This is a genomic window from Sphingopyxis sp. UBA6723 (assembly GCF_002454115.1).
GTDB lineage: Bacteria > Pseudomonadota > Alphaproteobacteria > Sphingomonadales > Sphingomonadaceae > Sphingopyxis.
Window position 1 is genome coordinate 142,052 of the sequence record NZ_DKIH01000003.1, and the last position, 14,725, is coordinate 156,776.

13 protein-coding genes and 1 tRNA gene are annotated in these 14,725 nt (G+C 62.7%); 6 read left to right on the forward strand and 8 right to left on the reverse strand.

Translation table 11 applies throughout. The features are described from left to right. Positions 1–9 precede the first annotated feature (9 nt). From B4F07_RS01315 to B4F07_RS01340, 6 genes are all read left to right on the forward strand, one after another. The gene (locus B4F07_RS01315) at positions 10–585 is read left to right on the forward strand and encodes a DUF1214 domain-containing protein (RefSeq protein ID WP_293704356.1); all 576 of its coding nucleotides are present in this window, start codon (positions 10–12) and stop codon (positions 583–585) included. Between the two features lies 1 nt (position 586). Further along, positions 587–1,114: a DUF1254 domain-containing protein gene (locus B4F07_RS01320; protein WP_293704358.1), complete on the forward strand. Its 528-nt coding sequence runs from the start codon at positions 587–589 to the stop codon at positions 1,112–1,114. A gap of 44 nt (positions 1,115–1,158) precedes the next feature. Further along, positions 1,159–1,235, forward strand: a tRNA-Arg gene (locus tag B4F07_RS01325). Positions 1,236–1,327: 92 nt separating this feature from the next. Beyond that, on the forward strand, positions 1,328–2,068 hold the full coding sequence (locus tag B4F07_RS01330; protein WP_293704360.1) for a gamma-glutamyl-gamma-aminobutyrate hydrolase family protein: 741 nt from the start codon (positions 1,328–1,330) through the stop codon (positions 2,066–2,068). A gap of 184 nt (positions 2,069–2,252) precedes the next feature. After that, positions 2,253–3,629 carry an aspartate aminotransferase family protein gene (locus B4F07_RS01335; protein WP_293704362.1) on the forward strand — a complete coding sequence of 459 codons (1,377 nt, stop codon included), beginning with the start codon at positions 2,253–2,255 and terminating at the stop codon, positions 3,627–3,629. Between the two features lie 146 nt (positions 3,630–3,775). Continuing rightward, on the forward strand, positions 3,776–4,717 hold the full coding sequence (locus B4F07_RS01340; RefSeq protein WP_293704364.1) for a DUF808 domain-containing protein: 942 nt from the start codon (positions 3,776–3,778) through the stop codon (positions 4,715–4,717). Positions 4,718–4,804: 87 nt separating this feature from the next. Here B4F07_RS01340 and B4F07_RS01345 read toward each other — a convergent pair whose 3' ends face one another. From B4F07_RS01345 to B4F07_RS01380, 8 genes are all read right to left on the reverse strand, one after another. After that, positions 4,805–5,935, reverse strand: coding sequence for an ABC transporter ATP-binding protein (locus tag B4F07_RS01345; RefSeq protein WP_293704366.1), 1,131 nt, complete (start codon positions 5,933–5,935; stop codon positions 4,805–4,807). Between the two features lie 2 nt (positions 5,936–5,937). Beyond that, positions 5,938–6,780 (reverse strand): ABC transporter permease, encoded by an 843-nt coding sequence (locus B4F07_RS01350; protein ID WP_293704368.1) that lies wholly within the window; start codon positions 6,778–6,780, stop codon positions 5,938–5,940. Beyond that, a complete protein-coding gene (locus B4F07_RS01355) occupies positions 6,780–7,685 on the reverse strand; it encodes an ABC transporter permease (protein WP_293704370.1) in 906 nt (301 codons plus the stop codon). The genes B4F07_RS01350 and B4F07_RS01355 overlap by 1 nt, the downstream gene beginning before the upstream one ends. 159 nt (positions 7,686–7,844) lie before the next feature. Further along, positions 7,845–8,951: an ABC transporter substrate-binding protein gene (locus B4F07_RS01360; protein ID WP_293704372.1), complete on the reverse strand. Its 1,107-nt coding sequence runs from the start codon at positions 8,949–8,951 to the stop codon at positions 7,845–7,847. A 92-nt stretch (positions 8,952–9,043) separates the two neighbouring features. Beyond that, positions 9,044–10,435, reverse strand: a complete 1,392-nt coding sequence (locus B4F07_RS01365) for a glutamine synthetase family protein (protein ID WP_293704374.1) — start codon at positions 10,433–10,435, stop codon at positions 9,044–9,046. A gap of 7 nt (positions 10,436–10,442) precedes the next feature. After that, a complete protein-coding gene (locus tag B4F07_RS01370) occupies positions 10,443–11,858 on the reverse strand; it encodes an aspartate aminotransferase family protein (protein WP_422663581.1) in 1,416 nt (471 codons plus the stop codon). After that, positions 11,792–13,057, reverse strand: a complete 1,266-nt coding sequence (locus B4F07_RS01375; protein ID WP_293704377.1) for an NAD(P)/FAD-dependent oxidoreductase — start codon at positions 13,055–13,057, stop codon at positions 11,792–11,794. Before B4F07_RS01375 ends, B4F07_RS01370 begins: the two co-directional genes overlap by 67 nt. A 114-nt stretch (positions 13,058–13,171) precedes the next feature. After that, positions 13,172–14,518 (reverse strand): glutamine synthetase family protein, encoded by a 1,347-nt coding sequence (locus B4F07_RS01380; protein ID WP_293704379.1) that lies wholly within the window; start codon positions 14,516–14,518, stop codon positions 13,172–13,174. Between the last annotated feature and the right edge of the window lie 207 nt (positions 14,519–14,725).

The following is a 14,725-nucleotide window of genomic DNA, read 5'->3' on the forward strand; positions in this document are numbered from 1 at the left end:
GAGTGATCGATGAAAAGCTGGCACCGCTATGCGATTGCCCTTGTCGGCGGCCTGACCGTCGGTCTCGGCGCAGCCTGGGCGCTCACTAACGGCGGGCTCAGCAATGGCGCGATTGCCAGCGGGCCGTGGACGACCTCGCTGGGCTTTGGCACCAAGACCGCCGATCCCGTCACCCGCGCTCTGGTCGCCCGCGCCGGCCTGCTCGCGCTGCCTGCGAAGGAAACGGTCTATTGGTCGGCAACGGCCGATGCCGCGGGCGCGCCGCTCGACGGCAATTGCCGCTACCGCCTGTCGGGCAAGCCGCTCGATGCGCGCTGGTGGAGCGTGACCATCTATGATGCCAAAGGCTATCTGGTTGCCAATCCGGCGAACATCTGGTCGGTTAACGGCGCGAATGTCGCGCTGGATGCCAAGGGTGAATGGCGCGTCACGATCGCGCCGGACAAGCCAGCCGAGGGCGCATGGCTGCCCGGCACCAAGGGCCAGCCGTTCCACCTGACACTCCGCATGTACAATCCGGGTCAGGCGTTCCGTGCCGATCCGGCGAAGGCGGTGCTGCCGCAAATCGTCAAGGAGGGCTGCTGAGATGCGCAACTGGCTCGGCCCGTTCGCCTTTGGGCTCATCTTTGCCGCCGCGACCGCGTGGGCGGTGATCGGCGCGATCCCTTATGGCCTGATGAAAATTGCCTCGGATCGGTTGGGGCAGGGCGGCGTCAACACTATGTCCTATGGCAATCTGGCCAACCCCGATCGCCAGCCGGTGGTGCGGCCCAGTCCCGACCTTGCCTATTCCAGCTGTCCCTATGATCTGTCGGCGGGGCCACTGGCGATCGACGTGACGCCCGTTCCGGGCCGCTACAGCTCACTCAGTGTCTTTGACGCAGCGACCGATGTGATTTTTGTCCGCAACGATGTCGAGGCGGGGGGCAATCCGTTCCGAATCATCCTTGCGCGCGAAGGGCAGGCGGTCCCCGCGCGCGCCGAAGTGGTTCGCACGAACCATGATCGCGGCATCGCGCTGATCCGTCTGCTTTTGAAAGACCCCAAGGAAATCGGCGGGCTGAACGCGGTGCGCCGCCAATCATCCTGCGCTACGGTCACAAAGCTGAAATAGGGGGTTGCGCGCCCACGCGACGCCCCTTAAAGGCGCCTCTCCACGCACCCGTAGCTCAGCTGGATAGAGCATCAGACTACGAATCTGAGGGTCGGGCGTTCGAATCGCTCCGGGTGCACCATTTCCCCACATCGCCGGATATATTGCCGCCGGGGCAGCGGTTCGTCGGAGATTCTGCTGGCGCTGCCCGACGAAAATCGGCAGCAATGCGGGATGTCCGCGCGCCCCGTCCTTGGCATCATCGCCTGCAACCGCACCGTCGGGGTCGAAACCGCGCAGGCGGTAATGAACCGCTATGCGATGGCGGCGATGCAATATGCCGACTGCGCGGCGCTGATCATTCCCTCGCTGCCCGATTATATGCGCGCAGAGGAAGTCGTCGGACGGCTCGACGGGGTGCTGCTGACCGGAACGCCGTCGAATGTCGAACCGGCGCGTTATGGCGATGCGGCGCCGGGTGAGGGGCCGTTCGATCCGGATCGCGACCGCATGATGATCGAACTGGTCGAGGCGGTGATCGCGGCGCAGCGGCCGCTGTTCGGCATCTGCCGCGGGTTTCAGGAGATCAATGTCGCGCTGGGCGGGACGCTGCGCCGCGACACGTCGGCAAGCGCTCAGTTGCTACTCCACCATGCACCCGATGAGGCCGATTTCGATGCGATGTTCGATCATCGCCACCCGGTCGACCTGGTCGCGGGCGGGCTGCTGGCGGCGGCCTATGATGCGCCGACGCTGGAGGTGAATTCGGTGCATTATCAGGGCATCGGCGCGCTGGCCGACGGCCTGTCGGTCGAGGCGCGCGCGCCCGACGGGCTGGTCGAGGCGTATAGCGCCCGGCCCAACGGCGCGCCGTTGCTCGCCGTCCAGTGGCATCCCGAATGGGCGACGGACGGAAGCGCCGAAAGCCAGACCTATTTCCACCTGCTGGGCCGTGCGTTAAGAGGCGCATTATGAATCGCCGCGTCACCCGTTATGACCGCTATCTCGCGCGGATCAGCTTCTCGCCCTGATCGAAAACCCAAGCGCTCTTCTCCGTTCGTATCGAGCGCAGTCGAGACACCCATCGTCGCAACGCAACGCCGAGAAGCATCTCGACTTCGCTCGATGCCAACGGTTTTCAGGAATCAGGAGTTTTCATATGCCCCGCAATCACGACATCGCCGAACTGCGCCGCCTCGACGTCGCGCACCATTTGCCCGCGCAGGCCGACTGGGCCGAAATCGAAAAGCTCGGCGGCAGCCGCATCATCACCCATGCCGAGGGCTGTTACATCCACGACGGCGACGGCCACCGCATCCTCGACGGGATGGCGGGGCTGTGGTGCGTCAACGTCGGCTATGGCCGTGAGGAACTGGTCGAGGCGGCGGCGGCACAGATGCGCGAGTTGCCCTTCTACAACACTTTCTTCAAGACCGCGACGCCGCCGACCGTCATGCTCGCCGCGAAGATCGCGAGCCTGACGAACAATCGCCTGCCGCACGTCTTTTTCAACGCCTCGGGCAGCGAAGCGAACGATACGGTGTTCCGCATGGTGCGCCATTATTGGAAGCTCAAGGGCGAGCCCAAGCGCACGGTCTTTATCAGCCGCTGGAACGCCTATCATGGCTCGACCGTCGCGGGCGTTTCGCTGGGCGGGATGAAGGCGATGCATGCGCAGGGCGACCTGCCGATCGCCGGGGTCGAGCATGTCCGCCAGCCCTACGCCTATAACGAAGGGCAGGGGATGACCGAGGAGGAGTTCTGCGACGCGTGCGTGCAGGCGATCGAAGACAAGATCCTGGAAGTCGGCCCCGAAAATTGTGCCGCCTTCATCGGTGAGCCCGTCCAAGGCGCGGGCGGGGTCATCATCCCGCCGAAGGGATATTGGCCGAAGGTTGAAGCGGTGGCGCGCAAATATGGCCTGCTGATCGTCGCCGACGAGGTGATCTGCGGCTTCGGGCGCACCGGCAAGATGTGGGGGCATGAGGTGATGGGCTTCACCCCCGATCTGATGCCGATGGCGAAAGGGCTGTCGTCGGGATATTTGCCGATCTCGGCGACCGCGGTTGCGGCGCATGTCGTCGAGGTGCTCAAGACCGGTGGCGACTTCGTTCATGGCTTCACCTATTCGGGTCATCCGGTCGCGGCGGCGGTTGCGCTCAAGAATATCGAGATCATCGAGCGCGAGGGGTTGGTCGAACGGACGGGCAGCGTGACCGGGCCGCATCTGGCCAAGGCGCTCGCGACCTTGAACGATCATCCGCTGGTCGGCGAAGCGCGCTCGATCGGGCTGCTCGGCGCGGTCGAGATTGTCGCCGACAAGGAAACGCGCGCGCGCTTTGGCGGAGCCGAGGGAACCGCCGGGCCGATGGCGCGCGATGCGTGCATCGCCAACGGGCTGATGGTGCGCGGCATCCGCGACAGTTTGGTGATGTGCCCGCCGCTGATCATTTCGACCGAACAAATCGATGAGATGGTTGCCATCATCCGCAAATCGCTTGATGAGGTGCTGCCCAAGTTGCGGGCGCTGAGCTGAAAACTCGCGCTTTCCTATCAATCCGTTCGTGTCGAGCGAAGTCGAGACACCCATCGTGGTAGAGTGACGCCGAGAGGTGTCTCGACTTCGCTCGACACGAACGGGTAGATGGGTCAATCCAGAATCCTCAGAAGGACCAAATCTTTATGCCCTCCGGCCTTTTTGCCTTGCTCGACGACGTCGCCACGATCGCCAAGGTGGCGGCGGCCAGCATCGACGATATCGGTGCCGCTGCGTCGAAAGCGGGGGTCAAGGCCGCGGGGGTTGTGGTCGACGATGCGGCGGTGACGCCGCGATATGTCACCGGGTTCCAGCCCAACCGCGAACTGCCGATCATCTGGCGCATTGCCAAGGGGTCGTTCTTTAACAAACTGGTGCTGATCCTACCGGCGCTGCTTTTGCTGTCGGCGGTCGCGCAATGGGCGATCACGCCGCTGTTGATGATCGGCGGTGCGTATCTGTGCTTCGAGGGCGCCGAAAAGGTATGGCATTCGCTGCACAAAGACAAGACACCGCTCGCCGAGGCAGCGGAAATCGTCGCCGACAAGGACCATGAAGAAACGATGGTGAAGGGCGCGATCCGTACCGACTTCATTCTGTCGGGCGAAATCATGGTGATCGCGCTGAACGAAGTGATCGACGAAGCCTTTGCAATGCGCGCCGCGACGCTGATCGTGGTGGCGATTGCGATCACGATTGCGGTTTATGGCGCGGTCGGGCTGATCGTGAAGATGGACGACATTGGCCTGCACATGGCGAAAGCGGGCAATAGCGTCCGCCGCGCGATCGGGCGCGGACTGGTTGCCTTCATGCCCAAGCTGCTCGGCGCGCTGGCGCTGGTCGGGACCGCGGCGATGCTGTGGGTCGGTGGCCAGATCATCCTGCACGCGCTCGACGAATATCATATCGGCAATCTGGGGCATGGCCTGTACGATTTTGCCCATGCGGTGGCGGGCAATCTGCCCGCGGCGGGGCTGTGGGAATGGCTGATCAATGCGGGCGGCGCCGGGGTGTTCGGGTTGGTGCTGGGTGGGGTGATCGTGGCGGCGCTGCATCTGGTGCCGGGGAAGAAGACGGCCACTCAATAAATTCGTCACCCCGGACTTGATCCGGGTTCCATGACTTCGTCGCCGCATTGGATCCCGGATCAAGTCCGGGATGACGAGCAAAGAAGGTCAGCCCAGCAACACCACCGGACTATCCGCCCGCCAGTGCATGCTGACCTTGTCGTCCCAGGTGAAATCCTCCTGATCGTGGCGCGACAGATTGGGGCGCGAGACGCGGATGCGCGCACCCGATTCCAGCTCGATCTCGAACAGCGTGATGTCGCCGAGATAGCTCATCCCTTTGATCTTGCCGCGCGCGAAGTTGTAACCATCGGGGGCGTCCTGCGCTGCGGCCTTGACCGCTTTGCCTTCGCCGGGAACGTGGAGATAGATTTTCTCGGGGCGCAGCGCGATCCAGACATCGGCGCCGTGTGGGCCGGTGACCCCGTGGTTCAGGTAAATCTTGCCGACCCCCGGACAGTCAACTGCCGCCTTGTCGGGTTCGTCGAGGGTCAGCTTGCCCTCGAAGATATTTACCGACCCGACGAAATCGGCGACAAAGCGGTTGGAGGGATATTCATAGAGGTCCGACGGCGTCGCGAGCTGCGCGACCTCGCCCTTGTTGATCACCCCGATGCGGCACGCCATCGACAGCGCCTCGTCCTGATCATGGGTAACGGTGACAAAGGTGATGCCGACCTTTTCCTGAAGCTCCGACAGCTCGAATTGCATTTGCGCGCGGAGTTTCGCGTCGAGCGCCGAGAGCGGTTCGTCTAGCAGCAGCACTTTGGGGCGCATCACCAGACTGCGCGCGAGCGCGACGCGCTGGCGCTGCCCGCCCGACATCTGGTCGGGCATGCGCTCGCCAAAACCGCCGAGCTTCACGAGATCGAGTGCCTCGGCGACGCGATCCTTAATCTCGCCGCCCTTCACCCCAGCGATCTTCAGACCATAGGCGACATTGTCGGCGACGCTCATGTGCGGGAACACCGCATAGCTTTGGAACACCATATTCACCGGGCGCTTGTTCGGCGGAATGCCCGCCATGTCCTGCCCGTCGATCAGGATCCTGCCTTCGGTTGGCAACTCGAAACCCGCGATCATCCGCAGCAACGTCGTCTTGCCGCAGCCTGAGGGGCCGAGCAGCACGAAAAATTCACCTGCATTGATGTCGAGGCTGACATTGTCGACCGCGGTGACTTTGCCAAAGCGTTTCGAGACATTCTGGATCTGGATGATCGGCTTGGCGGGATCGGTCATGGTCAGTGGGTTTCCGCAATGGCTTTCACGCCCTGGGCCTTGAGCGCGATAAAGGTCAGGACGACGGTCAGGATGATCAGCAGAGTCGACGCCGCATTGACCTCGGGCGTCACCGAGAAGCGGACCATCGAATAGACCTTCACCGGAAAGGTGATCGTGTCCGGGCCGCTGGTGAAATAGGTGATGACGAAATCGTCGAGGCTGAGCGTGAAGGCGAGGAGGGCGCCCGCGACGAGGGCGGGCTTGATATGCGGGATCAGCACGTCGCGGAATACTTGCGCCTCGCTGGCGCCCAGATCCTTGGCGGCTTCCTCCTGTTCACGGTTGAAACTCGCCAGCCGCGAGCGGACGACCATGGTGACGAAGGGGAAGCAGAAGGTGATGTGCGCGACGGTGATTGCGCCGAGATTGAACGGCCAGACAAGATCGGTCGGCCACCCCACCGCGGCGAAGAACATCAGGAAGGCGACGCCGAGGCAGATTTCGGGAACGATGATCGGCAGCGAGATCGTGCCATCGATTGCGCCCTTCCACGGGAAACGAAAGCGCCACAGCATCACCGCCGCGAGGGTGCCGAGCACGAGGCTGGCCAGCGTTGCGAGCGCGGCAATGGTCAGCGAATTGATGAGCGCCTCGACCAGCTGGTCGTTACCCAGCGCCTTCTCGTAGTATTTGGTGGTGAAGCCGCGCCACACGACGTTCCGCTTGCTGTCGTTGAAGCTGAATATCATCAGCACCACCAGCGGCGCGTAGAGAAAGACCATCACTGCGCCGACCCACAGCCGCATCCACAGCGTGCGGCTATATTCGAGCGGGGCGATCGGTGCGCGCGCGAAAAAGGCCATCAGCGGACCTCCGGCACTTTTTTGCGCATCGACTGGATCGCGATCAGGATGAACATTGCATAGATCAGCAGGAACGACAGCGCCGCGCCGAACGGCCAGTCATTCGCTTTCTTGAACTGGCGTTCGATGACATTGGCGATCATCTGGCTGTCGGTGCCGCCCATCAGATCGGGGGTCAGATAGGCGCCGAGCGCGGGGATCAGCGTGATCATCACCCCGGCGATGATGCCGGGCGCCGCCAGCGGCACGACGATGCGCATGATGGTGCGGAAATGCCCGGCGCCAAGGTCGAGGCTCGCCTCGATCAGGCTGCGGTCGAGCCGGTCGAGCGCGGCGTAGAGTGGCAGTACCATGAAGGGCAGGTGGACATAGACGAGCCCGAAGACGACCGCGAAATTGTTGAAGAGCAGCTGCACCGGCTCCCACGTCGGCAGCGGTTGCAGCCCGACGAGCGTCTTGATCCAGCTCGTCCCCTCCCACAGCGCGCCCATTCCCTTGTTGGCGAAACCCTGCGTGCCGAGCAGCATCATCAGCGCATAGGTGCGGATCAGGAGGTTGGTCCAGAAGGGCAGCATGATGCCAAGCAGCAGCCACGGCCGCCACTTCTCGCTAGCAAAGGTGATTGCCATCGCGACGGGGAATCCGATGATCAGGCAGATCAGGGTGACGAGCGCGGCGACCGCAAAGCTTTTGCCGAAAATGGTCAGATAGAGCCATTCGGTGGCGCGCTTGTAATTGTCGAGCGTGCCTGAGAATTCAATCTCGGTCAGGCCGCGATTCTCACCGAAGCTGTAGAGCCAGACGATGGCCATAGGGACGAGGAAGAAGACGATGACCCAGAACAGGGTCGGCAGCGAAACCGCCGCGAAAGTCCTTTTGCTCGTCTTCCAATCCTGTTCGGCCACCCCCCGATTGCCTCCCTAAATTTTTGAGCTTGGTTCGATGTGGCTAGCTGCGTGCTCCCGCGAAGGCGGGAGCCGATCTCCTGTTGGCGCGATTTCGAACCGACCGGTGATGGATCCCCGCCTTCGCGGGGAAACACGCATTTTGGCTGAGCCTGGCATTTAAGCCGCGCGCACCCGCGTAAAGGCTTCTTCGAACAATGGCTGCAAGGTCGGGTTGAACTTGGCATATTCGCATTTCGCCAGCACATCGGCGGGCGGATAGATGACCGGGTTGTTTTTGTAACTGTCGGGCATCAGCGCCTTGGCTGCGGCGTTGGGGGTCGGATAGAGGATTGTTTCGGTGATCTTCTTGCCGACTTCGCCGTCGAGCAGATAGTTGATGAAGGCGTGGGCGTTCTTGGGATGCGGCGCGCCTTTCGGGATGCAGAGGTTATCCGAATTGAGCTGGCTGCCCTCCTTTGGAATGATGAAGTCGATATCGTCATCCTCGGTCATCGCCTGCGCGATATCGCCATTATATTCGAGCACCAGATCAACATCGCCCTTGAGCAGCAAGTCCTGGCCGTCATCGACGTGGAAATTTTTCACATTCGGCTTTTGCTTGATCATCAGCGCCTCGATCGTCGCGATGTCGGCGGGGGTCAGTGCGTTGACCGACTTGCCGAGATATTTGCCATAGAGGCGGAACATGTCGCCGGCTTCCGACAGCAGCGCGATGCGCCCGGCATATTCGGGGCTGTCGAACAGGACTTTCCAGCTGTCGGGTTTCGCCTTCACCTTCGACTTGCGATAGCCGATGCCAAGCGCGAGCCAGGTGTAGGGCATCGAGACTTTGCGGCCCTGATCATAATCGACGTCGATGAAGGTCGGGTCGATATTCTTCATGTTGGGGATCGCGGCATGGTCGAGCGCCTGCAACATACCCGCCTGCGCCATGCGTTCGACAAAGTCGTTCGAGGGGACAATCACGTCGTAACCGGGGTTGCCGGCCTTGAACTTGGCAAACAGCACGTCGTTGCTGTCGAACAGGTCCATCTTCACTTCGACGCCGCTGGCTTCCTTAAAATCATCGAGCGTCGTCTCGCCGATATAGGTGTCCCAGTTGTAGAAGTTGAGCTTGCCCTCTTCGCCATTGGCGAGCTTTTTGCCTTCGCCCTTGCTGCATGCGGCAAGACCGCCAAAGCTGATCCCGATCGCCGCGACCCCCATCGCCTGCAGGAGCGAGCGACGCCCGCGGGTTTGCTTGATCAGTTCGTTCAGATCCATGTGCAGCCTCCCTGTTTGTGACGTCAAGCTGACTCAATAAAGTCCGCTTGGAAAGAGGTTATTTTGCACCGCAGCAGGAATCTTTGAAAGATTCATGCGTTGCGGAGGTACCAGTCGTAATCAAGCGTCGGTACGACGCCGAAATAACGGTCCTGTTCGACACGTTTGACGATGCTGAACATGTCGACAAAGCGTGACCCGAGATAGTCGCGCATCAGGGCCGAGCCATGGAAACGATCGACCGCCGCGAACCAGTTCGACGGCGGCTTGTCGTCGCCCGAATTGTCGCGGTCATAGCCGTTGCCGACCACTGCGGCGCCGGGATCGGTCTTGTTCGTCATTCCGTAGTGCATCCCGGCGAGGACGGCGGCCACCGCCAGGTAGGGATTGGCGTCGGCGCCGCAGGCGCGATGTTCGACGTGGCGGCTGGGCGGCGGACCGGCGGGGATGCGGAACGACACCGTGCGGTTGTTGACGCCCCAGGTTGGCGCGACGGGGGCATAGCTGTTGGCCTTGAAGCGGCGATAGCTGTTTGCATGCGGGGCAAAGAGCGCAAAGGCATCGCCGACGGTGGCGATCATGCCGCCGATCGCGTGGCGGAGCGCGGGGGTGCCCTCGGGATCGTCGCTGGCGAAGATGTTGGTGCCCGCGTCGTCGTTGACCGAGACATGGATGTGCATGCCGCTACCGGCCTGCTCGGCGAAGGGCTTGGCCATGAAGGTGGCCTCCAGACCCTGTTGCTGCGCGATCGCCTTGACGAGCCGCTTATACATGATCGCGTCGTCGCAGGCGCGCAGCGCGTCGGGTTTATGGCGCAGCGTTAGCTCGAATTGGCCCGGCGCAAATTCAGAAATGGCGCTTTCGAGCGGAATGTCCTGCGCGTCGGTCGCGGCGTAGAGCGCGTCGAAGAAGGGCCGGAAATCGTCGAGCTCGCGCAGGCCGTACACCTCGACATTGCGCGGCGTGTCGCGGCTATAGCCGGGGCGGGCAGGGCGCACCGTGCCGTCGCGGGCGCGGCGCGGATCGACGAGGTAGAATTCGAGCTCGACCGCGAGAACCGGGGTGAGGCCGTCGGCGGTAAAGCGGTCGATCACGCGGCCGAGAACATGGCGGGGATCGAGGTCGTGCGGGGTGCCGTCGAGCTCGTAGAAATCGACGAGGAATTGCGCGGCATGGTCGCCGCCCCATGGGGTGCGGACGAGGGTGCCGGGGATCGGCTTCATCGAGCGGTCGGCGTCGCCATCCTCCCACACCAGCCCGGTTTCGACGGTGTCCTGCCCGGTGATATCGACGACGGTGATCGATCCGGGGAACATGCGTCCGCTTTCGTAAACCGCCATCACCTCATGCTGGCGCAGCCGCTTGCCGCGCGGGACACCGCCCATGTCGGTGTAGATCATCTCGATCGAATCGACGTCGGGATGGGCCTTGAAAAAAGCCTCGGCCTCCGAACGCGGCGCCACAACGCCCGATGATTTCGACATCGCCCCTCTACTCCTTCAATGCTTTGGTGCAGTCGGCGAAGCCGTCCACCAACCGGTCGATCTGGTCGTCGCCGGTAACCGGGCTCACCAACATCATATTGTGGAACGGCGCCAGCAAAATTCCGCGATTGGCGAGGAACAGGTGGATCGCCGCTTCAAGGTCGGGCTGCATCGCTGCCTTTGCCTCGCCGCCATTGCGCGGGGGAGCAGGGCAGGTGAGGAATTCGACGCGGGCGCCGACCTGGGTGACGTGCCAGTCGAGATCGGCGGCGGCGATTTCCTGCTCCAGCCCCGCAACCAGGCGCGCGGCGCCGCGCAGCATATGGTCATAGGCGGCGGGGGTGATGACGTCGCTTAGCATCGTGTCCATGGCAGCGATTGCGAGCGCGTTGGCGGAGAGCGTGGTGCCGATGCCGCTGTGACCCGCTGGGCGCGACTGGTTGAGCGCCGCCATCCGTGCCGCGACGTCGGCGGTGAAGCCATAGACCGCGCACGGAACGCCGCCGCCCATCGATTTGCCGACGACCATCAGATCGGGCTTCGGGCCATGGGTGACCCCATGGCCGCCGTAGCCCGACGAGATCGTGTGCGTTTCGTCGAACACAAGCAGGGTGCCGGTCTCATCGCATAGTCGGCGGAGCGTCCCGAGAAATCCCGGCGCGTCGCGGACCATGCCGACATTGGTCATCACCGGCTCGGCGAGGACGCAGGCAATGTCGTCACCGCGCAGCGCGTCGGCGAGGGCGCTTTCGTCGTTGAATTCGATCACGGTGGTCGCGTCGCGCAGATCATGGACCTGACCGACCAAGCTGGCGCGCATGACGGGCTGGCCGTGCTTCAGATCGACGAAGGCGTCATCGACCGCGCCATGATAGGCACCGTTGAAGGTCAGAATTTTGGCGCGGCCACTGATCCCGCGGCACCAGCGGATGACGGCGCGATTGGCTTCGCTGGCGGTTGTAGTGACCTGCCNNCCCTGCCATAACGGCAGGCCGAACATTGCCGCGAGACGCTGCGACAGTGCCGCGCCGCGTTCGGTCGGGAGCATGTAGCTCAGGCCTTCGCTGACCTGCCTCGCCAGCGCTGCGGCAAGCGCGGGCGGCGAATGGCCGAACAGGCTGGCGGTGTCGCCCAGGCAGAAATCGTCGTAGGTCTGCCCGTCGATGCTGGTCAGCGTAGCGTCGCTCGCCGACGCGGCGACGATCGGCACCGGGCTGGGCCAGTCCCTCATCCAGTGAAACGGCACCGACTGGAACCAGCCGGTCCCCGCGGCATGGTGCGCGAAGGCGCGCGGATTGGCAGCGCGGAAGCGCTCGGATTCGCGTTTGGCGACGCGCGTAATGGCGGCCGCGGTGGTCATCCGAGTTTGTCTTTCATCGCATAGTAAAGCAGCCCAAGCGTTGCGAGCGGCTGGCGCAGCCATTTGCCGCCGGGGAAGGGCTTTGAGGGCAGGTTCGCCAGCACGTCGAAGCGTTCGGCGGTTCCCGCCATCGCCTCGGCGATCAGTTCGCCTGCCAGCGTCGTCACCAGCGCGCCATGCCCCGAAAAACCGTGCGCGAAAAAGACATTCCCACGCCGCCCGATATGCGGCAGCCGGTTCATCGTCACCGCCACCGCGCCGCCCCAGCCATAATCGATCCTCGCATCGGCGATCTGCGGGAAAACTTGCGCTATAAAGGGCCGCACGAACGCCGCGATGTCGCGCGGCGGCGTCTGCGAATACCGCTCGCCACCGCCAAAGATCAGGCGCTTGTCGGCGGAGAGGCGGAAATAGTTGAGCACGAACCGGCTGTCTGCGACCGCGGCATCGCTGGGGAGCAACGCGTCGGCGTTTGCGAGTGGGGCGGTTGCGATATTGTAGTTCATGATCGGCACGGTGTAGCGGCCGAGGTCGGGCTCGACCTGGCCGATCCAGCTGTCGGTCGCGTCGATGACGTATCGCGCGGCTAAATGCACGCGATCGGTCATCACACCAAGACCATCGGACGTGTCAGTGATCTCGTAGGCGCGCTGACCTTCCCAGATGCAAACACCCGCAGCTTCGGCAGCTTGGGCAAGACCGATCGCGTAGTTCAGCGGATGGAAATGGCCGCCCTGCGGGTCGTATATGCCACCGTAATAGAGCGGGCTGGCGATATGGTTCGTCATATCTGCTTTCGCGACGACGTCAGTCTGGTAGCCGAAGCGCGTGGCGAGATAGTCCGCCTCGCGCCGCATGGCGTCGAAATCCTTCGTCGTCCACGCTGCTTCAAGATGCCCCGTTTTCAGGTCGCAATCGATGCCGTGCTGGGCAATCCGCGCCGCCACCCGATTGGCGCGCCAGCACAGGTCGAACAAGGCATCGGCGTGATCGCGGCTGAATTCGTCCTCAAGCTCGGATGCGGACCAGCGCAGGCCAGGGATCAGCTGTCCGCCATTGCGGCCCGACGCTCCGAAACCGACATGCTCGCGTTCAATCAGAATTACAGAAAAGCCGCGCTCAGCGCAGGCCAGCGCCGCGGACAGACCCGTGAAACCGCCGCCGATCACCGCGACGTCGCACGACAAATCCTCTGCGAACTCGCCCGATTTCCACTTTTGCGCGGTCGCGGCGTAATAGCTGTTGTTGAGTGGGTCGCTCATTCGAGAGCCAATCGCTAATCCCGTTCGCGTCGAGCGAAGTCGAGACACCTCGCGCGCCTGCGCGGCGTCTCGACTTCGCTCGACGCGAACGGGGAAGGTGGCTTTGACGACACGCTAAACCCGCATCAACAGATGTTCGCGTTCCCAGCTCGATACCACCGACTGGTAATTGAACAGCTCATAATCCTTCACGGCAAAGAAGATTTCGAAGAAATCGTCGCCGAGCAGATTGCGGACCTTCTTGCACGAGCTGAACCGGTCGAGCGCTGCCTCCAATGTGCGGGGCAGGGTACGGGCGCGGTTGTATGCGCTGCCGGTGATTGATTTCGCCGGGACCATGCGATCGACAACGCCGATGTAACCGCAGATCAACGACGCGGCGATCGCCAGATAGGGGTTGCTGTCGGCGCCGGGCAGGCGGTTTTCGACGCGGCGGTTGGCCTTTTCCGAGATCGGGACGCGGAACCCGCACGAGCGATTGTCCTCGCCCCACTGGACGTTGATCGGCGCCGCGCTGTCGGGGCGCATACGGCGGAAGCTGTTGACGTTGGGCGCCCACAGCGGCGCGATTTGCGGCATATAGCGAACGAGACCCGCGATGTAGCTGCGGAACATCGCGCTATCGCGGCCATTGGCGGTCGAAAACAGGTTCTTGCCCGTCGTCGCATCGACCACCGACTGGTGAATGTGCATCGCGCTGCCTGGCTGGCCCGCCATAGGATTGGCCATGAAGGTCGCATAGACATCATGCTGCTTGGCGACATTGCGCACGACGCGCTTGAACAGGAAGACTTCGTCGGCCAGCCGCAGCGGGTCGCCATGCTCGAAATTGACCTCCAGCTGCGCAGCGCCCATTTCGTGGATCATCGTGTCGATATCGAGCCCCATCAGCTCGCAATCGTCATAGATATGATCGATGATATCCTCATATTCGTTCATCGCTTCCAGCCCATAGGGCTGGCTGGCGGACTCGCTGCGCCCCGACTGGCCGGTCGGCGGGGTCAGCGGAAAGTCGGGATCGACATTCTGCGACACGAGGTAAAATTCGACCTCGGGCGCGATGACCGGGCGCCAGCCTTTTTCGGCATAGAGCGCGAGGACTTTTTTCAGAATCGTGCGCGGCGCGATATCGACCTCGCTGCCGTCGCGATTGAGGACGTCAGCGATCACGAAGGCCGTCGGCGATTTGAACCCCGGCGCGACGCAAATGGTGTCGGGATCGGCGATCAATATCTTGTCGGGATCCTTGTCCCAGATATCGTCGATGTCCTCGGGGTAATGGCCGTCGATCGTGCAGATGAACACGCTGCCCGGGATGCGCAGCGACTTGTCCTTCACCGACGCCAGAAATTTTTTGGCGGGGAGCACCTTGCCGCGTTGAACCCCGTTGATATCGGGGACGATGCATTCGACTTCGTCGATCTTATGGTCGCTGATCCACTGTTCCAGATTGACTGACATGAGCCCCCGATTGGGCCAAGGATTTGGCCCGTTGTGTGGCGGCAGCGTATCGCAAGGTTGGGCAAAGCGCCAGAGGGACGCGCTATTCAGGCATTTCCGGCATGATTGCATGCTGGATTCTTTGTTGGTGCGAAAGCCCGTTGTCATTGCGAGCGAAGCGAAGCAATCTCCAGCCATGCCCAAGGCCGAGGGCTGAAGATTGCCTCG